Annotated in this window: 20 protein-coding genes; 10 read left to right on the top strand and 10 right to left on the bottom strand. The window is 42.1% G+C overall.

Features of this window, described 5'->3' with window-relative positions; translation table 11 throughout:
- The first annotated feature begins 533 nt into the window (after positions 1–533).
- On the top strand, positions 534–1,562 hold the full coding sequence (locus tag Q4574_RS07170; protein ID WP_303473023.1) for an NADP-dependent oxidoreductase: 1,029 nt from the start codon (positions 534–536) through the stop codon (positions 1,560–1,562).
- Between the two features lie 150 nt (positions 1,563–1,712).
- Positions 1,713–2,606, top strand: coding sequence for a DUF4437 domain-containing protein (locus Q4574_RS07175; RefSeq protein ID WP_303473024.1), 894 nt, complete (start codon positions 1,713–1,715; stop codon positions 2,604–2,606).
- A gap of 211 nt (positions 2,607–2,817) precedes the next feature.
- Here Q4574_RS07175 and Q4574_RS07180 read toward each other — a convergent pair whose 3' ends face one another.
- Positions 2,818–3,627 carry an alpha/beta fold hydrolase gene (locus Q4574_RS07180; protein WP_303473026.1) on the bottom strand — a complete coding sequence of 270 codons (810 nt, stop codon included), beginning with the start codon at positions 3,625–3,627 and terminating at the stop codon, positions 2,818–2,820.
- 10 nt (positions 3,628–3,637) lie between these two features.
- Positions 3,638–4,633 carry an NADP-dependent oxidoreductase gene (locus Q4574_RS07185; RefSeq protein ID WP_303473027.1) on the bottom strand — a complete coding sequence of 332 codons (996 nt, stop codon included), beginning with the start codon at positions 4,631–4,633 and terminating at the stop codon, positions 3,638–3,640.
- A gap of 289 nt (positions 4,634–4,922) precedes the next feature.
- Between Q4574_RS07185 and Q4574_RS07190 the strand changes: the two genes are divergently transcribed.
- Positions 4,923–5,603, top strand: a complete 681-nt coding sequence (locus tag Q4574_RS07190) for a hypothetical protein (protein ID WP_303473030.1) — start codon at positions 4,923–4,925, stop codon at positions 5,601–5,603.
- A gap of 71 nt (positions 5,604–5,674) precedes the next feature.
- Here the strand turns inward: Q4574_RS07190 and Q4574_RS07195 are convergent, their stop codons facing one another.
- The 5 genes from Q4574_RS07195 to Q4574_RS07215 all read right to left on the bottom strand — a co-directional run bounded on the left by Q4574_RS07195 (position 5,675) and on the right by Q4574_RS07215 (position 13,110).
- Positions 5,675–6,427, bottom strand: a complete 753-nt coding sequence (locus Q4574_RS07195; RefSeq protein WP_303473032.1) for a hypothetical protein — start codon at positions 6,425–6,427, stop codon at positions 5,675–5,677.
- 79 nt (positions 6,428–6,506) lie between these two features.
- The gene (locus Q4574_RS07200; RefSeq protein ID WP_303473033.1) at positions 6,507–8,975 is read right to left on the bottom strand and encodes a TonB-dependent receptor; all 2,469 of its coding nucleotides are present in this window, start codon (positions 8,973–8,975) and stop codon (positions 6,507–6,509) included.
- A 414-nt stretch (positions 8,976–9,389) separates the two neighbouring features.
- Positions 9,390–10,610, bottom strand: a complete 1,221-nt coding sequence (locus Q4574_RS07205; protein ID WP_303473035.1) for an MFS transporter — start codon at positions 10,608–10,610, stop codon at positions 9,390–9,392.
- A 44-nt stretch (positions 10,611–10,654) separates the two neighbouring features.
- On the bottom strand, positions 10,655–11,473 hold the full coding sequence (locus Q4574_RS07210) for an aldo/keto reductase (RefSeq protein WP_303473038.1): 819 nt from the start codon (positions 11,471–11,473) through the stop codon (positions 10,655–10,657).
- 56 nt (positions 11,474–11,529) lie between these two features.
- Positions 11,530–13,110, bottom strand: coding sequence for an FAD-binding oxidoreductase (locus tag Q4574_RS07215; protein ID WP_303473041.1), 1,581 nt, complete (start codon positions 13,108–13,110; stop codon positions 11,530–11,532).
- A 308-nt stretch (positions 13,111–13,418) separates the two neighbouring features.
- Between Q4574_RS07215 and Q4574_RS07220 the strand changes: the two genes are divergently transcribed.
- The 7 genes from Q4574_RS07220 to Q4574_RS07250 all read left to right on the top strand — a co-directional run bounded on the left by Q4574_RS07220 (position 13,419) and on the right by Q4574_RS07250 (position 22,540).
- Complete coding sequence (locus Q4574_RS07220) at positions 13,419–14,363, top strand: hydroxymethylglutaryl-CoA lyase (protein ID WP_303473043.1); 945 nt, start codon at positions 13,419–13,421, stop codon at positions 14,361–14,363.
- A 39-nt stretch (positions 14,364–14,402) separates the two neighbouring features.
- A complete protein-coding gene (locus tag Q4574_RS07225) occupies positions 14,403–15,416 on the top strand; it encodes a 2Fe-2S iron-sulfur cluster-binding protein (RefSeq protein ID WP_303473045.1) in 1,014 nt (337 codons plus the stop codon).
- Between the two features lie 322 nt (positions 15,417–15,738).
- Positions 15,739–17,892: a TonB-dependent receptor gene (locus tag Q4574_RS07230; protein WP_303473046.1), complete on the top strand. Its 2,154-nt coding sequence runs from the start codon at positions 15,739–15,741 to the stop codon at positions 17,890–17,892.
- 226 nt (positions 17,893–18,118) lie between these two features.
- Positions 18,119–19,312: an NAD(P)/FAD-dependent oxidoreductase gene (locus Q4574_RS07235; protein ID WP_303473048.1), complete on the top strand. Its 1,194-nt coding sequence runs from the start codon at positions 18,119–18,121 to the stop codon at positions 19,310–19,312.
- Positions 19,313–19,320: 8 nt separating this feature from the next.
- Positions 19,321–20,067, top strand: a complete 747-nt coding sequence (locus Q4574_RS07240) for a hypothetical protein (RefSeq protein ID WP_303473050.1) — start codon at positions 19,321–19,323, stop codon at positions 20,065–20,067.
- A 1-nt stretch (position 20,068) separates the two neighbouring features.
- Positions 20,069–20,983 (top strand): polysaccharide deacetylase family protein, encoded by a 915-nt coding sequence (locus tag Q4574_RS07245; protein ID WP_303473052.1) that lies wholly within the window; start codon positions 20,069–20,071, stop codon positions 20,981–20,983.
- 30 nt (positions 20,984–21,013) lie between these two features.
- Positions 21,014–22,540, top strand: coding sequence for an aldehyde dehydrogenase (locus Q4574_RS07250; RefSeq protein WP_303473054.1), 1,527 nt, complete (start codon positions 21,014–21,016; stop codon positions 22,538–22,540).
- A gap of 109 nt (positions 22,541–22,649) precedes the next feature.
- Here the strand turns inward: Q4574_RS07250 and leuD are convergent, their stop codons facing one another.
- The 3 genes from leuD to Q4574_RS07265 form a co-directional block, all read right to left on the bottom strand.
- The gene (leuD, locus tag Q4574_RS07255; protein WP_303473055.1) at positions 22,650–23,291 is read right to left on the bottom strand and encodes a 3-isopropylmalate dehydratase small subunit; all 642 of its coding nucleotides are present in this window, start codon (positions 23,289–23,291) and stop codon (positions 22,650–22,652) included.
- Positions 23,291–24,718: a 3-isopropylmalate dehydratase large subunit gene (gene leuC / locus Q4574_RS07260; protein ID WP_303473057.1), complete on the bottom strand. Its 1,428-nt coding sequence runs from the start codon at positions 24,716–24,718 to the stop codon at positions 23,291–23,293. Before leuC ends, leuD begins: the two co-directional genes overlap by 1 nt.
- A 107-nt stretch (positions 24,719–24,825) precedes the next feature.
- A complete protein-coding gene (locus Q4574_RS07265; RefSeq protein WP_303473059.1) occupies positions 24,826–26,694 on the bottom strand; it encodes a hydantoinase B/oxoprolinase family protein in 1,869 nt (622 codons plus the stop codon).
- Positions 26,695–26,698 lie beyond the last annotated feature (4 nt).

The raw sequence follows: 26,698 nt of genomic DNA on the forward strand, positions 1-26,698 counted from the left end.
GTGTTTTTAACGGATTGAACTCGTAAAAGAATTATGTTTACGTCATTATACCTTTTCATTCTATGCTTGCATATTAAACAATCAACAGATACTTACACTTTATATTCATTTGATCAATTTATCAGCGAAATTGCCCTCTGTTTAGCTGAAAATTTAATCATTTTACGTTGCCTTAGTTTCCTTATTTTTAGTAAAAATTAGTTGGTTTATTGACAATTATCATTCCAATACCCCTATTAGCGAACGTATTATTTAAGCATTGACCGAGATCCAGCATAGCTTAAATATTCTCTCTTGATATGTCTGCGATAAAAGTTTATCCAAACATTCACGGTCAATATTCGTAGTTGACGGTAGAACTAAAATTCTACAAATAGAATTTTAAAGCACCATATTCGGTTTGACCGTATGTTTGCAAAAAGACCCTATCAACATACAACAAATTAACAGAACGGTTATTTTATTAAAACCCGGTTTTTTACCATAAAATTAATGAAAAGACGGTTCTATCAAGCGTAATTAAGGTCGAATCAATGACACTAAATAGACAACTTTGTTTGAGTCGAAATATTCGTCAGGGTGAAGCAGTCACTTCTGAACTTTTCGATATGAAAGAAACAGCCATCCCTGAGCCAGGTGAAGGTGAGTTTTTAGTTAAAACCACTGCACTCGGGTTTTCACCCGCTCAGCGCGCCTATCTTATGGGCGAAGAAAGTCGATTTCATACCCCCATTGAAATTGGCGACATTATGCGTGGTCGCGGAGTTGGTGAGATTTTAAAATCAAATAATGATGACTACAAAGTGGGTGATATAGTCGCATGTTCTACTGGCTGGCAGGACTATTCAGTTCAAAGTGGTGACCAAGGGGATTTATTGGTTAAAACACTGCAAAAAGTAGATAACCCTCAAGAACCCCTGTATTTACATTTGGGTATTCTTGGCTCTTCGGCTTTCTCAGCCTATTTCGGTTTACTCGATATTGGTAAACCGCAAAAAGGTGAAACTGTAGTTGTATCTTCAGCGGCGGGCGGTGTTGGATCTATTGTTTGCCAAATCGCAAAAATTAAAGGCTGCAAAGTTATCGGTATCGCTGGTGGTGAAGATAAATGCAAGTGGCTAGAAGAGTTCGTTGGTGTCGATGAAACTATCGATTATAAAAATGACGATATAGAAGCAAAATTCAAAGAGTACTGTCCAAATGGTATTGATGTGTATTTTGATAACGTTGGCGGAGATATTCTTGACTTCGCTTTGAAAAATATAGCGTTAAAAGGTCGTGCTGTTATCTGTGGAATGATTGCAACTGAATACCAAGAACCACCGCTTCCTGGTCCGCGTTACTACTATAATGTCATATATAAACGTGCGCGTATCGAAGGTTTCTTTGTGTGGGATTATTTCAATCAATTCCCTGCAGCAGAGAAAGAGCTTATTGAATGGTACAAATCAGGTCAGCTTAAGTCGACTGAAGACGTGTTTAAAGGGTTAGAGTCTGCGCCTGATGCACTACAAGCCATGTTTGATGGCACAAGTTGCGGCATAAAAATTGTCGACTTTTAAATTACAAGCGAGTTGCTTGGTGAATTAAGCGTTGTTTAGCCTATTTTTAGAATGAATAAGTTAAGCAACCTTCGACAGAGCACAGTGGTATCGTCAGCTCTTTAGAAAACATAATTTTAACCATTCTTAATATAACTGATTGGAGAAATAATGAGACCTCATGTAGAAATGATCGACGAAAAGGACTTGATTTGGCATCCTTCGGAACTAGTCGGTGCAACTGAAGGTACAGCTAAACAACGTAACCTATCTTATGATGAAGAAGATGGTTCTGTATCTGCAAAAATATTATTCGAAACTACCTGGAAGAGACCTGCTGGTGTTCACGTAGCCCAAACTGAATGGTACTTACTCAGTGGCGAAGTAAAAATTGGCGACGAAGTGCTGACTGAAGGTGGCTATTGGTGCACACCTCCTGGCGTATTGTGCCCAGCTATTGAAGTGAAACCAGGTACAGAAATTCTTTATTTCCGTGAATTTGGCACTTGGGAATTTGAAGAAGCGAGTGCTGATAAAGAAGGTGTTCGTGAAGATCAGAAATTAGTTGTTAAGCACAGTAATTTAATGGAATGGGTGCCGGTAGAGTTAGGCAGCCCCATGGATTTCTCAGCTGGTGGTACACCGGTTCCTGGGTTGTTCATTAAACTATTGTTCCGTGATGAGAAAACTGATTTTTATACCCGCCTTATTAAAGCTAAGCCTGGTTGGGTAGAACATCCACTTGCTCATCACCCTGTGTATGAAGAAGCTTATACATTAGAAGGAACCTTCGAGTTTAACTTTGGTAAACAATGGCCAGGCGTGTATTTCTTCCGTCCGCCTTTGATTCGCCATGGTGATTTTGTGGCTGGACCTGAAGGTACTACTTGGCTACTGCGTTGCGACGGCCGATTAGTGGATTGGTATACGGATAATGCGAAGATGGAAATGCATGGCGATCCGGTGAATTGGGGACCAGATTATCCTGGAACAGAAGCTCCAGCACCATTACAACCTGTACGTTCTAAGTCCTTAGGACCAATGAAAGACCCGTATTACACCTAAAATATAGTATATCAGCGTCCTATTAATTGATTTAATACGACTTCTTAAAAACCTCAGATGCATTGTAACCATGCTCTGAGGTTTTTTTGTGTGTTTAACTGACACTTTTGAGGTATGTTGAGTAAATGATAAGCGTGAAAAAAGCCGTCTTAGATAACTAAGTTAGCCCGATAAGATACCGAGCTACAGGAGATTGCAAGTAGATTAATTTCTATTTAGTTAAAAATTCGTGGAATTTTCTGCTAATTTCTGAAGGGTTCTCAAAGGTGCATAAGGCGCCAGCATTGGAAATGGTGGTTACTTCGCATTGCTTTATACGCGTCAGCGCATTTTGCAGCTCTGAAAGAGAATAAAACAAGTCATTTTCTGCACCAAATACCAAAGTAGGGCATGTTATTTGACTTACCCAATCTTGTTTTTCCATCCATTCTAAAACGCAGTGATGAATATCATAGGGACGTAATCTACCTGCTTGTCCTATGATAAAAGGTTTATAACGCGTATCCAAAGAACTTGTTGGGGCAAGCATCTGATAGCGTTTCCATGCATCGGCAATAAACTGTCCTTCATCGTCGAAGGGAATTTCCCGAGATATTGGCTTGTTCTTAAAGGCTTCCATAATTTCGTGGATTTGCTTTTTAGAGGCTAACATTTCACAGGAAATAATTAATTTAGAGACTTTGTGGGGAGCTTGGGTCGCAATACAGGTTGCCAAAGCCGCGCCTGAATGATTACCAGCTAACATAACCTTCTCAAAGCCTAGTTTGTTAATTAACTGCAAGGTTACTTGAGCAAAATCCTCAACTTGCATGGCATAACTCGGATCATATGACTGACCATGGCCGGGCATATCTGGTGCGAATACCATAAAGTCTTTTGCCAATACTGGAATGATCTCATCCCACTCGGCAATACTCATAGGCGATTGATGCAGCAGAAAAACAGGTTGGCCTTGGCCCGCAACAACAAAATGAATTTGACCTTCAGGAAGGTCAATATAGTGTTTTTTCATTCGTGTCATGCTCTGTTACTTAATCAGAAACTTTGACCAATACTTTACCGATGTTTTTGCCTTCCATTAATCGACAGAAAGCGTCGGCAGCATTTTCAATACCTTCAGTGACGTCTTCAAATGGCACTAAACGGTTTTCATCAATGTAGCCCTGACACTCTTTAATAAAGTCAGCTCGTTGACCTTCAAAGTCATAAACCACAAAGCCAAATACTGTTGCTCGACTCTTGATCCACATAGCTGGCATTGGGCCACCAGAACGCTCAGTTTTATTGACTTCAGACATGATCCCGCAGAGGATAACGCGCGCGCCTATGGCTAATTGACTGGACACGATATTTAGGGTTTCTCCGCCCACTAAATCTAGATATATATCGACGCCATCTGGACACAACTCTTTTAATTTTTCAGCAACATTTTCTGTTTTACGGTCAATGCAGGCATCATATCCCAGCTTTTCAACAGCCACTCGACATTTTTCTTCACCGCCGGCAATACCAATCACTTTGCAACCATATATTTTCGCCAATTGTGCAGCCGTTGAACCCACACCGCCTGTAGCAGCAGGAATCACAACAGTGTCACCTTGCTTAGGTGCGCCTTTAAGTATTAATGCAGCATAAGCGGTTAATCCCGTTGAACCCAAAGCAGACAAATAGGCAGAATAATTAGTCGCATCGGCTGGTAATTTAGTTAATGCTTTTGCAGGTAAAATTGCATATTGTTGCCATCCGCCGAAGCCTCGAACCATTTCACCGGCTTGGAAGTCATCTGAACGACTTTCTAGCACCCGCGCTATGGTTTCACCGTTCATCATAGTGCCAGGTAACACTGATCCCGAAATATGCAGTCCAGAAATTTGACTTCGCATATAAGGGTCTAGAGACAAATACATGATTTGGCAAAGCACTTCACCCTCTTGCAATGCATCAACTTCAGCGCTAGCTAATTGAAAGTCACTAGGTTCGGGTACACCTTCTGGGGTTTGTTTTAATTGCACAATAGTATTAAGCATTTTTTTCTCTATTATTTTCTAAGCAAATTTGACTTTAGTGTAAAGGCTTTGGGCGCAATGCACTTTGATAATTGTCATAATTGAGAGTGTTCCTGATAGCAAGTTAACCTAAGCATACGAAACGACATAGACCTAGCACACCAACTCTAAACTATAGCTGCTTGGCCGCCTACTTAGAATTAACTATTAAGCCGAGCTTTAAACTAGTTAACGATTTTTTGATATTTGTTAAGGACGGTAAATTTTCAGACTGTATTGTAAACTCAGCTTACATGAAGGAGTTTACAAAATGGGTATAGTAGAACTTTCCGTTCTCAAATGGGCACATATTATTGCCATGGTCTACTGGTTAGGTGGTGAATGGGGTGTTTTCCAGATCGCATTTAACGTCGTAAATAGAAAATTATCTATGGATGAGCGAAAGCGACATCTAGAAACCGCCTATCGCATTGATATCTTAGCGCGAACAGGAATTTTATTGTTGTTTCCACTTGGTTTCCATATGGGCAATATTTGGGGCATTCAACCTTATGGTGGTTGGGTGTTAGCGACAGTTTGGGGCATATTTGCAGCTTGGTTAGTACTTTGCTGGTCCGCATTTTATTTCCGCGAAACTGATCGCGGTGTGATGCTGACTAAAATAGACGAAAAATTACGTTATATCTTGATCCCAGTGATTGCTATTTGCGCTGTATCGTCACTATTAGGACATGGTCCTTTTATTGCGGTTGAAGGAATGCGTTGGTTCTCAACCAAGATTCTGTTGTTCTCAGTATTATTATGTATTGGTTTGTATTTGCGCTACGTAATGCGTCAGTGGACGACTATTTTTAGACAGTTAGCAGAAAAACAAGATGATGCCTTAGAAGCTGAATTGGAAAATTCAATTCGAATCTCTCGCTATCTGGCCTATGTATATTGGATTATTATTGCCGGCGTTGGGTTCTTAGGAGCAACTAAACCTTTCTAGGACTTTCAATATATTATTTTATAAAGGCCTTAACATGTAGGTGTTAAGGCCTTTTTGATTTTAGTAGGTGGTTACTGTTTAGTTAGCCAAGTGGCTTTGAATTTACCATCTTCATCTGTTGTTACCACAACCCCAGTGTTATAGCGCTCACGCAGTAGTTTTTGTTCTTTATCAACATCACTTAACTCAATACGAACGGCTGAAAATACCGAAACCCCACGCAAAGGGCCCAATTCATATATCTTATCCTGTTGATTAAGACCTAAATTGACCACAATCCGAGTATTTGGACTGGGAAGGGTGATAAGCATCTGATAAGTGAGTTGGTTACTAGATGTATTCGTAGAGGTAAAAAGTGCGGCACTGTCAGTAACTGGTTGAATTCTATCTTCGGAATTTGCCGTGTACGCATTTAGTGGCGCAAACAATACACTTCCAGGCGCATCTTCACTGCCGATAGTTTTCGCCTTTGTAATTTGAATTAATTGAACCCCCATAGTCTCAGGTATTTCTAAACCTACCGCAGAACCAGGAAAGTGACCAGGTGGATAAAATTTTCTCTCAACTACTGTTGCTTCTTCAGCGTCGACATTGATAGAAAAGATAGTCCCGTAGTGCGCAATTTTGCGGTTGTATTTACCATCCATATAAGTATTTTCGCTGAGCCAGTGTCCTTGTTGCGCCTGCCAAAACGGTACAGTTTGTAAATCTTCGGCATTGCCTATAAATGACATTCCTGCGAATGTTAAAAAGATAAGAATGATTCTAAACCTAACGATTAGTTTTTTATGTAAATCGGTGTTTTGTAGTTGTGTTGTGTTCATGGTTTGGCCATTAAAGTTATATTTATAAACAGCAATAAAAAAGGCGCCTAAAGTAGGCGCCTTCTAAAAGTATTACTAATTAAAACGCATAAGCGACTTTTACGCCAACTTCTCTTGGCATTATAGGGTCAACTACAGCGCCCTGTGACGAGAAGAAGTTTGGTATTGCACTAAAGTCAGTGTTTCGACGTCCAGTTGCCCAGCCATCTTCGTCAGTACAATTTTTACAGTACAACTCAACATCGATACCACTCTCATGTTGGAAACCTAAACTTAGACTCATTAATGAGTATGAATCAATTGTGGTCAAATTGAGCTCGTCAGTATAGGTTTTACCTCTGTAGGTTAAATCTGCACGTGCAGAATAATCCCACTCGCTATTTAACGTATCTTTCCAGCTAACACCTATTGCACCACTGTGTTTTGGTGAACGAGGGAGCGTGTTGCCAGCAGTTTCGAGGAAAGTACCGTATGGCAAGCCTAATACACTACGGAACGAGTTACTGTAGTAACTATCGTATTCAGATTCTGTATAACCATAAGCAAATTGAACATTTAGGTTTTGGCTAACCTGCCAACGACCTTCAGCTTCGATACCTTGCTGTGTACTTGAACCTTCCATTGTTGGGTTTAAGAAATAAGGGGTTCCCGTACTTGCACCAAAAAATGTATATAAACCAGAAGACTTCATTCCTTCCCATTCTTGATAAAATGCGACTAATGAGTACCACACGCTGCCATCTAATACAGCCTGTTTTAAGCCTAGCTCATAACTGGCTAAACTTTCTTCACCTGTGGTCTTTTGTACATTCGGGTTTTCTGCTAGGAATGCTGCCGCGTCGTCTTGGTCTATAGAGTCAAGTTGCGCATTATACGAACCAGGCAATAGCGCTTCTGAATAAGTAAGGAATACATTGGTATCAGCATTTGGTTTGTATTGAAGGCTCACTCGAGGTAAAAAAGCGTCGTAGTCTTGTTCAACTGCATCAGTTAACGTTGCTTCGCTTACACCACCACGGGTAATTGAGGTGTCTTCTTGATAGCGACCTTCAAATACTGCTGTAAATTCGTCAGTAAAATCATATTCAATGGCACCAAAAACGCCCGTAGAAGCAATGTTGGTAGCATCAAGTGAGCTTGAACCATAACCAAATTCTAGACCACCAAACAAACCGTTAAATACATTCCAACCGCCGTCAACGTCGCCCATTTGGTCAATTTCTGATTTACTTACACCTACCATCCAACGCAACTTGCCTGCATTATCGAATGTGAAACGCGCTTCGGTTGACCAAGACTCTAATTCTAACCAAGTTGCCGTTATCCAAGCTTCACTGTCTGTTTGGTCGCTATCACGAATTTGCGTGGTATCTCTTTTATTGTAGCCAGCTAATATTGACAAGGTATAGTCATCTGAGATTAGGTATTCAGCATCTAATGAAAAGACCACTAACTCAGCAGCTAGGCCAATTTTATTAAGGCTTGGAGTATCGCCTGAGTCGGGGCGTTGGTTTAGTAAATCTAAGGTATTGTAAGTGCCGTCGGCAAGTATTTGGTCAAACATTGGTTGCCCTGCAACTACAAGGTCGTAAAACGTTGCGTTGTTGCTCACATCTATTGTTGGTAGGGAACCAGTAAGCCAAGGCTGGGTAAAGGTAACATCCTGAATGCCGTTGTTGGTTGGAATAGTAATTCCATCACCAGCTGAAATATTATTATAAATAGAGAAAGGCACAAATGTACCACTTGTCGCGCCATCATCATCTTCGGAATAGGCAAAGCGTGTTTTTATACTTAAGTCATCAGTTGGTGTAAATGACACTATTAACGAAACACCTGTGGTTTTTTCTTCTCCAAGTTCACCGCCATCATTGGCTGTAAAAGGGGCCCCTTGTTTACGAGAAAATGCAGTTAGGCGAGCATTTAAATTTTCAATAACTTCACCTTCCACATAACCTTCTAGCTCTTGGCTACCAAATGTAGGACTGTAGTTAACCGAAACGCCACCATTAAAATCACTAGTTGGGGTGACTGTAGTGTAATTAATTGCACCACCAAAAGTACCACGGCCAAAATAGACTGGTTGTGGCCCACGGATTACCTCTACCTGTGCGATATCACTAAATGAAACTGAACTTGCACCGCCGAGCATGGCAACACCGTCTACCAAGAAACCACCTGTTTGTGTGGTCGGTGTGGTAATAGCGATATCCATTCCTCTAAAGCGAATACCTGGATTATATCTACCTGGTTGGGAGTTACCCACGTTTTGGAAATCCAAATTAGGGGCAAAATTAGCTAAGGTCTCTAAGTCTGCAATTCCTTTCTCTTTTAAATCTGCACTAGTAAATGCTTGGATTGAAAGAGGTACTTCTATAATGGATTCATCTGTTTTACGCGCACTAACCGTAATTCTTTCCAGTGAATTACTGTTAACCTCAGTTTCTGCTCCAGCATCTTGAGCGTGTACCAGCGTTGTAGCAATTGGAGATAACGCGAATGCGGTTCCCGCAATATACACGTATTTGCGTAATTTAGAGTTGATCATAACCATTCCTTTTTTAGTGTTTATCTAGGCAGCGATTAACTTTTACGAAAAATGAAACGTTCTTTTGTGATTTTTGTGTTTTTTAAATAACCTGTAACATTTAAAAGTTAACCGACACTCGCAACCTTTGTGCTTATGTGCTACCAGCATAAGCAGCTTAAATTTTCGCCGCCTTAACAAATGTCAAAAACCAAGTGATTTTTGTGTTTTAATTTATCTAAACCTGTTGGACTGCGGTAAATACTTAATATTATTAGCATTTTCCAAGATGTTTGCAGGAAGGTGCTAGTTTAAAAGTAGCAAAATTGTATTAAGAGAAACCAAGTGGGATGAAAAAGATGTAATCAATCAGAGAAGGGGGAGGGCGCCAAGACCCTAACAAAATACGTTAAGGCCTTAGCTCAATATCGTTGGCTAAGCAGCCGTTTTACTTAATTTAGTATAGGCAGTTTCTTTTACTTGGGTAATACACGGAATGGCTATCAAAATAAGTCCAAAGAATACCCAAAAAGCTAAATCGTAGCTTGAGTTCATTCCATAAAATACCCCGGTAAGCCAAATACCTAAACCGCCCCCTAGGCAATCTAAAACCGTGATGGTTCCAAGTATTTTTCCTGCCGACTTTAAGCCAAAACAGTTAACCGCTGACAACTGAATTGTAGTGTAAACGCCACCCCAACCAAGACCGAACAAAATAATTGCTTCCCATAAAATGGATTTGTTCATCAAAGCTAACAATAAAGAACCACTCAACATCACTAAAATATTGCCAATAAACACTTTTTTGAAGTGAATGTGGTCGGCTAAAAATCCGAATACAAACTTCCCAATAAGTGCACAAGTGAAAAATAAGCTAATGCCGTTAGCAGCAGTGCTTGCTTCAAATCCTAGATCGCGCATGTAAAGGAATAAGTGCGCTTGAACCCCTAATACCGTATAAAATGTTGTCATCGCCACTAAGGTTAACGCCCAAAAAGTACGAGTGCGAATAGCGTCTAAATAATCCATTCCGGTGGGAGGTAAGGCTGGTTCTGCTTCATCACTGGATTGAGTGTTTTGTTTTCTTTTAGATGGATTGTCTTGCACAAAAAATAACACGATAACCAACATGGCAATTGGGAATAGCGCAGCCCATTGCATTGCTGAACGCCATCCGTATAGCTCGTTCATATATAAACCATACTGGGGAAATAATACGCCCCCTAGACTAGTTCCCACTAACGCTATTCCTATGGCGGCTCCACGTTTTTTAGTAAACCAATTGGATACCAAAATAACCGCTGGGTTTAGACCACAGAATATTAGCACTAAGCCTAGCATCGCGTGGACCACGTACAATCCTTGCAGTGATTCAATTTGACTATACAAAGTATAAGCAATGGCAAGTAATGACCAACCAAACAATAGTGAACGCTTAACGCCGATTTTATCGAGTATGATACCGCCAAAAGGCGCGAGTAATGCGCTGGTGGCAAAGGTGATCATATCTCTAAATTTGAGAGAGCCCCGCGACCAACCAAATTCGTTAAGCAGTGATTCATCAAAAACGGATAAACCGGAAATACTCATGCCATTACTGACAAGCAATGCGATACACGCGATAAAGGCGATGAGCCATGGATAATGTTTGTTCATATTATTCCCAATGTTAGTCATTGTGTTTTAGGTATCTATTTTTCTCAAACAAATTCGAGAGGGTCGGGTCCAAGTCGTTGATGCTTGTCTAACCCATCAATTAACGTCATTTCTTCAGGTGTTAAGGTAAAATCAAAAACTTGAATATTTTCTACAATACGAGATTGTGTCACTGATTTTGGTATCACTAAGGTGTTGTGTTGCAAGTGCCAGCGCAAAATGACTTGTGCTGGAGATTTTGCATATTTAGCGGCAATAGTGGTTACTTCTGGTTGCTCAAAAATACCTTTTCCACCTTGTGCTAACGGACTCCACGCTTGAACAAGAATACCTCTCTGTGTGCACCATTCAGACAGAGATTGTTGGCTAAACAGGGGGTGTTTTTCGATTTGATTAATAACAGGTGTCACACCGGTTTGTTGAATCAATGTATCGATATGTTCGGGTAAAAAGTTGCTCACGCCAATGGACTTAATCAAGCCACTTTGTTGCGCTTTGATCAATCCTTTCCAGGCGTTGGTGTATTGCCCTAAAGAAGGTGCAGGCCAATGAATTAAATAACAATCCAAATAATCAAGTTGCAAACGAGTCAAACTATCCTCTAGCGCTTGTTCAACGTTGCTTTGATCCGGATTCCAAAGTTTACTGGTGATGAACATTTCTTCTCTGGGTAAAGTACTCATCTTAAGCGCTTCACCCACACCCGTTTCATTCTCATAAACAGATGCTGTATCAATTAACCGATAACCAGCTTCGAAAGCCGTGGTAATTGCTTCGATAACTTGTTCATTCGTCGCTTGCCAAACACCTAAACCAAGTTTTGGTATTGACCTACCATCCAACATTTTAACACTATTTGTCATTCACGCTGCCCTTTTCAATGATTATGCCTTTACAACATACTGATGCATTTAGTCGTTTATAAACCTAAAGATCCAGGGTTAACAAGTCTGTTGGGATCAACAAGCTCTTTGATGCGTTTAATAAGATCTAAAGCGGTGGGCTTTATACCTTCTTTATATGCATAAGCTTTTCCAATCTGGAAATGTACGCCTCCCAATTCACTGAACTTAGCGGCAATTTCATTTTTAATGCGGGTTACTGTATCTCGTGCTTCGATGTTTTCGTCAAACTTTTTCAATTTATTATAATGCCCAGACTCTACGCTCTTTTCATGTAGTTCATTGAGACAGTCTTGCCAGAAGAATACCGGCTCCACTACGAATGCATTGGTAGAGATAACGGCAAATAAATAACCAACACCAATATTTAATCGTTCCATTTCTTTTTTGTGGCTATTAAAAATTGACTCAGCAGCGTTAAATGCAGGAATCACCTTTGAATGAGGGAATTGACCGTGAACCGGCACCCAACGCTCGCCTTGTGGGCCAACCATATTATTGACTGGGCCAAAAGGATTGGCCCGCAAAATCTTAGGTATTGTATTTTCTATTTCTTTACCATTGTTCTTTTTCACAATGGCTCGAATTTCTTCCAAGCATTGTTTAGCCCCGTGAGTTGAGCGTTCTTCAATAAATGCATGAATTGAAAAATCAACATCATCCATAAATCCACGACCAGCGAAGGCAATTTTTGAACCTTGTTTAATAGCTTGACCGATGGATCCTGCTGATTTCATGAAGCCAACTAAGGCTTTTGCATCTGAGGCTAAGCTTTCACGTTGCTTGCGCTGAGCTTGCAAGAAAGGATCGAATCCGAAACACTCCATGGCCAAGCCACGGCGAGAAATTTCACTCATGGTGCTCAATGCATCATCGGAAGTTTTGAAGTCCATAGAAATATATTCTCTGGCGGTCAATTCTGGCATTAGGCGAAATGTCGCTTGCGCTTTAAAGCCGAGTGCACCTGTGTCACCTACGAATAAACCTGTTAAATCAGGTCCAAAATGGCGGAAGAAGGGGGTTCCATTGACTTGCGCTGCTGCACCGGTTTCTAATATGGAACCATCGGCGAGGACGACTTCCATACTCACTACTGAGTCGGCTATGGCACCAAACTGACCTGAACCCCAAAACATACCATTTTGTGATAAACCGCCACCCACAGTAGCGTATATACCCGACAAGGTTCCCCAGCAAGGAGTACGTAAGCCGGTATTCTTTAACGCTTCATAAAGTGCTTTCCAAGTGCAACCACATTGGACAGTGACGTACATGTCTTCTTTATTGATCTCGACCACTTTTGACATTCGGCTCATATCAATGATGATTGAGTTTTCATGTTGCGGTACATATCCACTCGTGTAAGACATACCTCCACCACGGGGAATGGTTATATAGTTGTGGGCGGTTGCATTTTTCACGACTTCAGATAACTCAAGGGTCGAACTTGGCTGAACAACGGCAAGGGCCGGTATATCTTTAGTAAAGACGTCTTGTGCATATAAGCTACATGAGTCGGCATCAGTTAAAACGTAGTCTTGACCAACTATGCCAGCCAACTTATCTAAAACAATCGATGCTTTACTTTTGGTATTCACACGCTCTCCATAAATATAATTGGTTACACTTCTATAGCAGTGTTTAGTGATGAGTTCGGTTCAATAATATACATAATTTTTAACCAACCGAATTACACAATATTTAATAATGTACTATTATTATAACATTGATGCAATAAGTCGTCAGGTGATTCCCTAAGATATGGGTGAATTTAGCTTCAATTTTCGATTAGATACGATTACAGACTCCAATTCAATTTGGCATTGCTATTGATTCTAGCGTGTTACAGTTGAAGTAAAAGATAGAATGATATATGGTTATATCTTTATTTGGTTGGTGGTAGTGAATGAAGTCAGAAATTGATGTTGAAATTAGTGAGGTTGGCCCACGAGATGGTCTGCAAAGTATTAAACCGATTATGTCAACGGCTGATAAAAAGCGTTGGATCAGTGCTTTGGCCGCTGCTGGACTTCCTGAAATTGAAGTGGGTTCCTTCGTTCCCGCCAGCGTTCTTCCGCAATTAGCTGATACCGCCGAAATAGTCGAATTTGCCCGTTCAATTCCTAATTTAAATGTCGCTGTACTTGTTCCTAATTTTAGAGGTGCTCAGAATGCTGTGAAAGCTGGCGCCCATAAAATTACCATTCCGCTTTCCGTTTCAGAGACCCATAGTTTAAAAAATGTGCGTCGCACACACGCTCAGGTAATTGAAGAAGTGGTTAAAATACGTGAGCTTATTGATCAGTCTGATAATCCCCATAGCATTACTTTAGAAGGGGGACTGTCTACCGCTTTTGGCTGCACCCTGGAAGGTAACGTACCTGAATCTAAAGTCTTCGAGATGGCGGATAAACTGGTTGCAGCTGGCTGTGATGAAGTGGGCCTTTCTGACACCACAGGATTTGGCACGCCTACCCAAGTTAAACGGTTAACCCTAGGTATATGGGATTTAGTGGGTAAAGATAAACTTACCGGAATACATCTTCATAACACCCGTGGTCAGGGCCTGGCAAATGTAATGGCTGCATTGGAAGTCGGCCTCAAAACAATTGATTCGTCGATGGCTGGCATTGGTGGCTGTCCATTTGCACCTGGTGCATCAGGCAATATCATCACCGAAGATTTGGTGTTTTTACTAGAAGGTATGGGCCTAAAAACTGGGGTTAATTATCAACGTTTATTATTGGCTAGACAGATCCTGCGTGACAGCTTACCCGCTGAGGTAGAATTGTTTGGATTCACTCCAGATGCCGGTTTGCCGAAAGGTTTTCAAATGGCAACTGAGCAATGATAGCGGTTGCATAATGTGGTTTCTGAGCAAGTTTCATTCATGAAAATTAGCACTCAAAATGGTGTGGTCTTTCAGCAAAAAGACGGGCAGACCATTCTTGATGCCAGTATTGAAGCCGGCTATCCAATCAACCATAGCTGTCGTGCTGGTCGCTGTGGTTTTTGTAAAGTGAAGTTGCTAACAGGTCAATCTGAGAGTTATCGTTGCCAACAACTTTCACAACAAGAAATCGATGAGAATTGGATTTTAACTTGTTGCCACACTGCACTGACCGATGTGCACATTGATGCTGGCCAACTGCAACAAGTCTCCGTTCCTAAAGTCTGCTCCATACCATGTGCTATTGATTCTCTAGAGTGGTTAACTCCAGATGTTTTAGAAGTGACTTTGCAGTTACCGCTGATAGTCAAATTCTCCTACCTTGCCGGTCAGTATGTAGACTTATCTCAGGCGGGTGGGGTTTCAAGTCGATATTGTGTTACTGAACTAAATGGCAACACCCAACCACAAAAAATTGCATTGCATGTATTAGCAAATAATCAAGATCCTATGGACCTCTATTGGTTTAAACAGGCGAAAGTTGCAGATCTACTTAGTCTGGAAGGACCTAAAGGCGCGTTTTTCTTACGAAATGTCAGCCAGCGTGATGTGTTTTTTGTCATTTATGGCCGTAATGTTTCTCCCGTATTGTCAATGTTAGCAACCCTAGAGGCTTTGCCAAAAGCAATGCAAGCCGCCAGTGTTACTGTCATTTGGCAAGGTCAAGCTGCTGAAGATTTCTACCTGGATTTAACTAGCACCTATGGTGGATTTGAAGTGATTCAAACCTTGCCACCTGGCTGTGCAAATTTGTCGGAAAAAGTTACAGAAACACTCGATATTATTTTGAATATGCGCCCGGAACTTAGCAATGTGGTGGTGTACGCAACGGGTCCTGCGCTTTTGTTAGAACGATTACAATTAACACTATTACAGAACAAGCTCAATCCTCAAGATTACTATTCCCAAGGAAGTTTTGACACCTCTGGTATGGGAGTTAACCGTGCTTGCTGAATCCGTTGCAGTTAAAAAATTACATGGCGCAATTTTGTTACCGATGTATGTAGAGACCCCATTAAAAAGTCACGAATTTAGTGAGTAGACATTGATAAATGTCATAGTGAAGTGAGCTGGATAAGGATAGATTTAACTGGCGGACGACGCATAAATATAGCTTTGAACGTTTAAAAAGCCACGTTAAATCATGTAGTTAGAGGGATTTTGTTAATTTGAATTTTGCTTAAAGTTTAAACATTAGAATGACATGATTTTCAACCAACCAAGTAAAAACTAGCACTATAAAAAAAATTATAACAAATAGGTCGGAGAAAAAAGTATGAAAAAAGCTGAAATAAAACTTTATGCAAGTTTAGCGGCAGGTTCCTTGCTTGCTACATCAGGTACAACCTTAGCTCAACAGACATCTGCAGATGATTTGGCTATTGAGAAAATAACGGTTACTGCCCAGCGCAAAGCTGAAAATATTCAAAACTCACCGGTTTCTATTTCTGCTCTTGGTCCAGAAGACATTGAGAGAATGCAGATTGATAATACCAAGGACCTAAGCCAAGTTATGCCAAATGTCATGATTAAAGGTGTAACAGGGGGAAGTGCTGGAATTACTCCATTTATTCGTGGTGGAGGGGTGACTGATGGGGCGCTTATTACCTCAGAACCCGAAGTTGGAATTTACGTTGATGATGTCTATCAACCTCGTTTAGCTGCTTCATTTATTGAATCCTTAGACCTCGAGCGAATAGAAGTATTACGCGGTCCTCAAGGTACCCTGTATGGCCGAAATAGTTCTGCTGGTGCCCTGAAAATTATTTCCCGCGTACCCGATGAGTTGTTTCGATTTAAAAATGAATTTGGAATAGGTAGTTGGAACGAAATATACGATAAATTTACCGTGAGCGGCCCACTAAATGACGACGAAAGCTTGCGAGGCGGCATCACCGGGATGATCCGTACACGTGATGGTGGCCGTCAATATAATGCTTCTTTAGACAAAGAAGTTGGCGCAGAAGACTATTCAGGTTTTCAAAGCGATTTGTTTTATGAGGGTGATACTTTCACGGCGCGCTGGAAGTTGTTTTACACCGATTATGAAAGTGATGGGCTTTATGCATCGGCACTTGATCCTCTGCAATTAGATAACGAATACGATGAAATACCCTTTACTTCAGGTGAATTTGATACAGTCTTATCTCCTTTTGAATCTTTCACTGACGATAAGCAATACGGCTCAAGTTTACACCTGACTAAAGAGATAAATGAGTCCATGAGGCTGTTGTCTATTACTTCTTGGTCAAAATTAAAAAATGACTGGTCAACGGGCTTTAGTGGTGGTGTGGATTACGCTTTGCTAGGGGTTCCCGTTGATGGTTACGCAGAACTCTTTACCCGCATCTCAACAAGTGACCAAAAAAGCTTTAGTCAAGAGGTGCAATTGCAGGGTGAAGCCTATGACAACAAAGTTAGCTATATAGCAGGCTTGTATTATTTCACTGAATCTGGCGAGCAAATAGTCAATTCTGAAGTATTTTTTGCACCTTCCTATGGTGCTTTTGATATTGATACTAAGAGTTATGCTGCCTTTGGTCAGGTCAATATCGGCCTTACGGATAAGTTGGGACTCACCCTTGGGGCTCGCTATACTCGGGATGATAAAGAACTCGATGCCACTTTAGAAACGGCTCCTGTAGCACGCCAAGACACCTTTAAAAAATTCACACCAAAAATTGCCTTTAATTACCAGGCGAATGATGACTTGCTTTTATACACTAGCTTTACCGAAGGCTTTAAAGCGGGTGGTTATAATAGTTTGGCATCCAATGCTGAAGGCTTAAATACACCGTTTGATATGCAGGTGATGGACGCCTATGAAGCGGGTATGAAAAGTGAGTGGTTAAATAACCGTTTACGAATCAATGTTGCGGGATTCTTCAATGAATACTCAAGTTTACAACAGCAATCTGTGGACGAAGTAGGTTCTTTCGTTACTGAAAACTATGATGCTGAGCACACTGGTCTGGAAGTTGAACTCTATGTGCGTTTAACCTCCAATTTAAATTTCTGGGCTAACGGTGTTTCTCAGGATAGCGAATATACGTCGGTAAACGTTAATGGTGTTGCTACAAACGGTGGTTTAGTCGGAAATAAAATGACCAACGTATTTGAGTTCCAATATGCCGTGGGTCTGGATTATACAAAAGACATTGGTGATGGCACCTTGATGATGGGGACCAACCTTAACCATCGCGATGACTACTATTCAACTGCAGACAATTCTGAAATCGGCCATATCGAGCCAGTCACATTAATTGATGCCTATTTGGCCTATGCCTACGACGGTTGGAAAGTCACTTTATCAGGTAAAAATCTAGGTAATGAAAAATACGCCTTTACTGGTTTTGGATTTAGTTTATTGCAACCGCGTTTTATGGCTGACCCAATGACTTGGCGACTTAGTGTGTCTTACGAATTGTAAACCCAGTTCAGCGAAGGATAATTTTGCTAGTTAAAAGACTGCAAGATACGTGACACGCAAAATGGGAACTAAGAGTGGTAACACTCAAGTTCCCATTCATCAATATTGGTCTGATTTGAGCTGCAAATAAAGAGCAATTTTGCTTTGAGTTAACCTATGAATGTTAGCTATAAAAGCGATTAATAGAAAAAGTGAACACTCACTTATTATACGAGGTTAAGTAACTATGAAATCAACACAAATCATTGTGGCAGGTGCAGGACCAGTGGGAACCGTTACTGCTTATCGACTTGCAAGTATGGGGTTTGATGTAATGTTATGTGAAGCGGGTCCAAATTGCGCAGTTGATTTGCGTGCTTCAACATTTCATCCACCAACATTAGAAATGCTCGATGAATTAGGGATGGCGGATGAATTAATTGAACGTGGTTTAAAAGCGCCAATTTATCATTTTCGCGAACGTGCTACTGGCGAAGTTGTCGAGTTCGATTTATCTGAATTAGAGGGTAAAGAGAAGTTTCCTTATCGCTTACAATGCGAGCAGCATGTGTTAGCCAGCATGGTTGCTGAAAAATTAGATAAACATCCAAAAGCAGAGGTGAAATTTAGTCACCGAGTAGTCCATTTTGAGCAAACCGAAGATGGCGTTGAAGTCGCTTTAGAGGGGCCTTTTGCCATCGAAAAAGTGAAAGCTAAATATTTGGTTGCAGCAGACGGTGGTAATTCCATTATTCGTAAATGGTTAGGGGTTGAATTTGAAGGCTTCACTTATCCTGAGAAGTTCCTAACGTTATCTACTAAAGTTGAGCTAAAAGACTACATCGACAACCTTGCATACGTGAGTTATGTCTCTGATCCCAAAGAATGGATGGTGCTTCTTCGTGTGCCAAGTGTATGGCGAATTTTGGTACCTGCGAGTGAAGATCAACCAGACGATTACTTACTTTCAGACGAAAAGAAAAACCAAGTTTTCCGTGATCTTATTGGCCGTGAAGATGTGGAAACTGAACACCGAACGATTTATCGGGTACATCAGCGCGTTGCCAAGAAATTTAATCATGGTCGAGTTTGTTTAGTGGGTGACGCTTGTCACATGAATAACCCATTAGGTGGCTTTGGCATGAACAGCGGTATTCATGACGGTTGGAATTTAGCAGATAAAATTAAGTTAAACCTTACCGAAGGTCACGATGACGCTAATTTTGAATTGTATGACGCCCAACGTCGTCCAGTTACCCATAGTTTTATTCAGGCGCAAACCATGCAGAACAAAAAGTTGTTAGAGCATAGCCCTGAAGAAAACCATGCTATGCGTTTACAAGAAATGCACGATATCTGTAATGATGACGAAAAACGTTTAGCTTTCCTTAGACGACAAGCCATGTTTACCAGCCTTGAAGAAGCAAACAAAATCAAATAGGAATAATTATGAAAGACGCACTCGGATATCGAGCTAAATTTGGTGTGTTAGGTCCATCAACTAATACTATTGTACAACCTGAATTTGATGATATGCGCCCAGCAGGAGTGACAAATCACTACAGTCGTATCGTGATTGAAAACGCCAATGCGGTCTCTAATGAGAGTTTTATGGCGGGCACAAATTTAATCGACCAAGGTACAGAAGAAGCTGTAAGAGGCGTACTTACCTGTGCCCCTGACTACCTTGTAATGGGAATGTCGGCTGTAACATTTTACGGCGGAGCAAAAGGCGCAGAGGCTTGGAAAAATCGTATCGAATCTTTCTCGGGCTTAAGAATATCTATGGGCTCTGAGTCAGTTGTTGCTGCTATGCAAGCAATTGGTGGGATTAAAAAAGTTGCCTTTTTATCGCCATACTTCCCCGTTGCAAATAAAGAGGTAGCAAATTACCTGAGTGATCATGGATTCGAAACGGTACGTGATATCCCATTAGAAAGACCTAGCTGGTTGAGCATTGCGGAAACTCCGTTTTCATTAACCCGGGAAACTGTGGCAAAACTAAATGGGGATGATGTAGACGCTATTGTGCAAGTTGGAACCAATTTATGTATGGCCAGTCTTGCTCCTAAATTAGAGCTTGAGCTCGGTAAACCTGTTATTGCAATTAATACTGCTACTTATTGGCATGCACTACGCACCTTCGGGATCACGGATAAAGTGACTGGTTTTGGTCGCTTGTTAGAGGAATTTTAAGATGGAATATAATTACGTCCCCATTAGTGAACGTGGCCAATTGAAATGGCCAGATGGTAAAAAAGTCGCGTTAATCCTAACCTTTAATCTTGAAACTTGGGATTTAACCAAAGACACTGATGAGCCATATTATGCGGGTGGCCCTGCAGTATTACCCGACATCCTTCCCGGTAACACCCCAGACTTCCCCAATTATACGTGGCGCGAATACGGTCAACGAGTAGGTATCTGGCGTTTATACGAATTATTTGATGAGTTAAAGGTGAAAGCTAGTTGCACGACTAACGCGGTTACGTTTGAGCGTCGTGGGGCAATGGTACAAGCCTGCCTGGACCGCGGATGGGAACTGATTACCCACAATTACGAACAAGGCGAACTGCTGACTAACTTCGCCCATGAACCCGAAAAAGAACAAGAAGTGATTTCCCGTTCAATCAGTATGTTTGAAGAGTATGTAGGACGTCGTCCTGTTGGATGGTTGTCATCATCTCTACGGGGTACACTTAATACGCCGGCGATACTCGCTAAAGAAGGTTATAAGTTCTATTGCGACATTATGAATGATGATCAACCCTTCATGATCCGCACAGATAATGGGCCTATAGTGTCGGTGCCTTATTCAAATGAAATCAACGATTTTACTATCATCACCCGACGTGGCCACACCACTGATGAATACCGAGATATTTTAATTGAAGAGTTGAATGTATTGTATAAAGAAGGTGCGACTCAGGCGCGTATTATGAACGTAGGCTTACATCCACATGTTACAGGACGAGCCTATCGCATTAGAGCTATCCGTGAGTTTATAGAATACGCAAAAACGTTACCCGATGTGTGGTGGACTACGCGAGAAGAGATTGCTGATTGGTACTTAGAACATCAGCAAGCCCATCATATTCCTGGCCAAATATAAGTCGATTTGACATCCAATAAGGAGCCTTTTATGACTACTGCAACATTAAACGACGACGTGATTCCAGAGCCGCAAACCCAAGCTGTTCGCGATTTGCTTGCGACAACACCGGATAAACAACTGTTCATTAACGGTGAGTATTGCGCTCCCAAAAGTGGCCAGTATTTAGAAACCAGCGACCCTGCTACAGGTAAGGTGATCGCGCGTATCGCCAATGCAAATCAGGCTGATGTGGATCATGCCGTCGCCGCAGCGCAACAAGCATTAAAAGGTCCTTGGGCAACCATGACACCCATGGAACGGAGTATGATTTTAAATCGTATTGCGGATCTGGTTGATCAACATATGGATGAATTGTGCGAATTAGAAGTACTTGACCAAGGTAAACCTTGGTTTGTAGCTCGTTGGGCAGAAGTGCCTGCAGTTGCTGGACAGTTTCGATTTTTCGCCGGACAAGCACTTACCTTAGACGGCAATACGTTAAATCCGTCAGTTAATTATCAACCTGAAGGTAAACAAGTTCATGCTTGGACCGTTCGTGAACCTGTCGGTGTGGTTGCTGCAATCACGCCATGGAATTCACCCTTAATTCTAACTGCCATGAAGCTAGCACCTGCCCTTGCTGCAGGCTGTACCATTGTACATAAACCCGCTGAATTAACCTCCCTAACTGCGTTGCGTTTAGCTGAGTTAATTACCGAAGCGGGCGTACCGCCAGGTGTGATGAACGTAGTAACAGGGGATGGCGCTCAGTGTGGAAGCGTACTAGCTAGCCATTCAGGTGTTGATAAAGTGGCGTTTACAGGTTCAACGACCACAGGTCGTGCAATTGTTGAAGCCAGTAAACAAAACCTAACCCGTGTCACTTTGGAGCTGGGGGGAAAATCGCCCGCCATAGTGCTACCAGATGCTGACTTAGATCTAGCTATCCCGGGAATTGCCAATGGTATCTTTTTCAATGGTGGTCAAGTATGCGTAGCCAATTCCCGTACCTATATTCACCGCTCTATTTTTGACCAAGTGGTTGAGGGTATTGCAGCGTATGGTGCTGGATTGAAAGTGGGTCATGGTTTAAACCAAGAAACCCAAATGGGACCGGTTGTGTCATCCCAGCAAGGGGAGAAAATTGAACAGTACATTCAAGGTGCGAAGGCTGAAGGTGCCACTATTCTAACCGGTGGGGAACGTTTTGGTCGTGCAGGTACTTTTATTCAACCCACAGTAGTAACAGGTACGAAAACCACCAGTCCCATCCATTGCCAGGAAGTTTTTGGACCTGTGCTAGTGGCAGAACCGTATGACGATATTAATGAAGCGTTGCAATGGAGTAACGATAACGAATATGGTTTGGCGGCCAGTGTTTGGACGCAAGATTTATCCAGTGCTCATCGATTGTCTCGACAAATTGAAGCTGGCACTGTGTGGATTAATACCCATTCCATGTTTGACCCTGCCATGCCCATTGGTGGCATGAAGAGTTCTGGTTATGGCCGTGATAGTGGAAAGCAAGCGATGGATAACTATCTTGAATGGAAAACCATCTGCGCAGTGTTGTAGCGCTATTTAGAGCCGCTGGGCTAATAAAAAACGGATATTGACTAGTCAATATCCGTTTTTTTTTGCTTGCCTTAACCTCATGTTTTGTGGCTAAGGCAGTAATTGCAGTTTACTGGCTGAACAACCACTCTTCGGAGGATTTCAAGTTGTTTTCAAAATCTTGAATGGCCGCTGTTTGTAATAAAGTAATTGAAATCTCATCATGACCTTGCAACAAATTTTGGCGTCTCGATTCATCTACTGTAAATGACCAACTTTGTTCATTTCCATAGCTAACTTTACAATTCTCTAAATCAACAGTCAGCTGAATACTTTCATGTTGGGCCGTTAACTTGAATAAGCTATCCACCACATTGGCCGGCAATACAACGGGTAAAACACCGTTTTTGAAGCAGTTGTTGTAAAATATATCCGCAAAGCTAGGGGCAATGACTACCCTAATCCCATAACCCTTTAACGCCCAAACAGCGTGTTCTCTGCTCGAACCACAGCCAAAGTTCTCACGGGCAAGTAATATATTGGCATTTTCAAATTGGGGTTTGTTTAGCACAAAGTCTGGGTTAATTTTGCGGGTTGTGCAGTCTGTTCTAACATCACCCGGATCCAAATAACGCAAGTCATCAAATAGCCAATCGCCAAAGCCAAATTTGCTTATGGATTTCAAATATTGTTTTGGCAAAATCGCATCAGTATCAACGTTACTACGATCAAAAGGTAACACTTTTCCAGTGTGAGATAAGAATTTTTTCATTACAGAACTCCGTCTTGAGTGATATCGACAAAGTGACCAGCAATGGCGGCAGCGGCTGCCATTGAAGGACTGACTAGATGAGTACGTCCACCACTACCTTGGCGGCCTTCAAAATTACGATTGGAGGTGGAAGCACAGTGTTCACCTGACATTAAACGGTCGGCGTTCATTGCTAAGCACATGGAACAGCCGGGTTCCCGCCACTCGAAACCTGCATCTAAAATAATCTTATCCAGACCCTCATCTTCAGCTTGTTGTTTCACTAAACCTGATCCGGGTACCACTAATGCTTGTTTGATTGTTTTAGCAACTGTTTTGCCTTCTACCATTTGTGCAACGGCGCGAATGTCTTCGATGCGGGAATTGGTGCAAGAGCCAATGAACACCCGATCTAGGGTGACATCTGTGATGGCTTGACCAGCGGTTAAACCCATGTAGTTAAGGGCTTTTTGATAATCTTCTGATTTTTGTTCAAATAATGCCGGGTTAGGAATGAGTTTATCCACTGACATCACCATCTCTGGCGACGTGCCCCAACTCACTTGTGGTTTAATATCTTCTGCTCTAAATTGATACTGCAGATCGAACTGGGCTCCCTGATCACTATGCAGGTCCTTCCACATGGCGGTCGCTTTATCCCATAACGCGTTTTTAGGAGCGAAAGGACGACCCTTAATATAATCTTCAGTTACTTGATCATAGGCTACTAGTCCCGCTCGCGCGCCCGCTTCAATGGCCATGTTACAGACTGTCATACGACCTTCCATAGTCAATCCGCGGATAGTTGAACCGGCAAACTCAATGGTGCAGCCAGTACCCGCAGCAGTGCCAATTTGGCCAATTACGTAAAGGACGACATCTTTGGCTGTCACCCCTGGGTGCAACTCACCGTTTACTTCAATCAGCATGTTTTTTGCTTTACGTTGCAGTAAACATTGGGTGGCTAATACGTGTTCAACTTCTGAGGTACCTATGCCAACGCCTAAGGCTGCAAATGCTCCATGGGTGGCAGTATGTGAATCACCGCAGACGATGGTCATGCCTGGTAAGGTGAGACCTTGTTCGGGAGAGATAACATGTACGATCCCCTGACGTTTATCCTTCAGATCAAATTGACGAATATTAAAGTCATGGCAGTTATCATCGAGAGTTTTCACTTGAATTCGCGATATATCATCAGCGATCCCTTCTATGCCTGACTCGCGGTCGGTGGTAGGGACATTGTGATCTGGCGTGGCGATAACTGAATCGCGGCGCCAAGGTTGTCGATTTGCCGCGCGTAAACCTTCAAAGGCTTGTGCTGATGACACTTCATGGACAATGTGTCGGTCGATATATATTAACGACATTCCATCTTCCGATGTACTGATACAACGGCGTTCCCAGAGTTTGTCATAAAGGGTTTTAGGGCTATTTTGAGTAACCATGTAATCTGTTCTCCAAATTTCGTGTTTTGGTTATAATTCAGATACATGCCTGAAATGTACCGCCAGCTATAAGCTGGCGGCGTATCTGAATTTAAACTGTTGTTAGGTTAATTCTTCATTTGTTGAAATGATGGTGTTATGGGGGCTGGAAGATGAGTTTCTTGTAAGCAACGGGCTTTAATTTCTTCGATACTGCCACCATGGTTGAACAGCGGAATTTCCCCACGCTGATCACGAAGTTTACTTCTAAGTGCACTAGTCCCTTGTTCATCAACTTGGTTATGGCTGATCACAACGCCATAACGTAGTGCACCTTCAACCGTAACTAAATCGCGGTTTACATCATCAAGGACCTTTTGTGGATCACGGGCGTAAGGGTCTCCCCAGCCGCCGCCACCCCAAGTGTTGAAGTGCAATACATCACCAGCTTTCACTTTAATGTTTTCACATTTCGCTGGCAGCCACTCTTCACTACCGTCAACGCGAACAATACGTTTAGTAGAGCGCATCCCTGGCTCGCCACCGTTTACTCCCCAGGGATGGACCAACCAACGGTCATCATGGATGGCGATTTGCCCATCGCATAAAAAGCGGTAAGCTACCGTTAAACCGTTGCCGCCGCGGTTCAATCCAGCCCCCCCTGAATCGGCGATGGTCTCGTATTTTTCAATACGCATGGGAAAGTAAGATTCAATAAATTCATTAGGAACATTGGTGAATCCTGGCCACAATGAGTGCCCATCGGGTCCATCTCCAACGGGGCGCCCTGGTATACCACCAAAACCAATTTGAAATAACTGGAACCATTCATCTTGGTCGTCATAACCCGAATAAAATAAATGGGGAGAGTCTGAGAAACCGGCAGCATTTAGCAGCTCTTGTGGGGCTCCCATACCCAATAAAGCGCCAAGAATATCAAAAATACGACCTAGAGCATGGGTTCGACCTGAAAGAGCCGCAGGATATTTAGGTTTCAGTAAGGTGCCTTCTGGGATCCGAACATCCACTAAATCGTAGAATCCATCGTTGAAAATAATTTGTGGATCGACAACGTTAATGGTGAATGAACCAAAAAACATTTTGAACATTTCTTCATTCAAATAGAAGTTTACTGAACTTTGCGCTTGGGGATCAGTACCAGCAAAGTCGAAAATGACTTTCTCGCCTTCACGCCACATTTTGCAGTTAATTTTGTACGGCCCCATTCCCATGCCGTCATCACATAAATAATCGGCAAACTCGCGTGGCTCCTCGGGTATAAACATCTTAATAATTTGACCCATTGCCATCTTATTGCGTTCAAGCATGATCTGCATTGTGGAATCAAAGATGTCATCGCTGAATCGTTCGGCTAATTCGTTACAACGCTTGGATGCCGTTTTGCAGGCGGCAACCAGGGCATTTAAGTCGAAACGGTTCCATTGTGGCGTGCGTACGTTGTGTAAAATAAGCTCTAAGATTTCCTCTTGTAGCACCCCTTTTTTATATAGTTTAACCGGCGGGATACGCACCCCTTCTTGAAATATTGAGGTGGCTTCAATTGGCATCGAGCCGGGTACCATACCGCCATTATCAGACATGTGTCCAAACATCGCTGCCCAAGCTATGTGACGCCCCTCTTTAAACACTGGCACTAAAACCAACCAGTCATTTAAGTGGGAAACAGCGGCATTACACATGTAAGGGTCATTGGTTAAAATAATATCGCCTTCTTCCAGCGTTCCGTCGTAGGCATCGGTAAAACCCGTAATAAATGAGCCCATTTGGCCCACTACCATTTTACCTTCGCGATTTGCTATTAGGGGAAAACAGTCTCCTTGTTCTCGTATTCCCGGCGACATGGCGGTTCTAAACAAAACCGCATCCATTTCTTCGCGGGCATTTCGTAAGGCATTTTCAATAATATCGACAGTCACACCGTCAACATCAACTCGTTGTAACGGGGTTTTGTTGGTTTCTAAAATAATTGCGCTCATAAGA

The organism is Aliiglaciecola sp. 3_MG-2023 (genome assembly GCF_030548205.1).
Taxonomy (GTDB): Bacteria; Pseudomonadota; Gammaproteobacteria; order Enterobacterales; family Alteromonadaceae; genus Aliiglaciecola.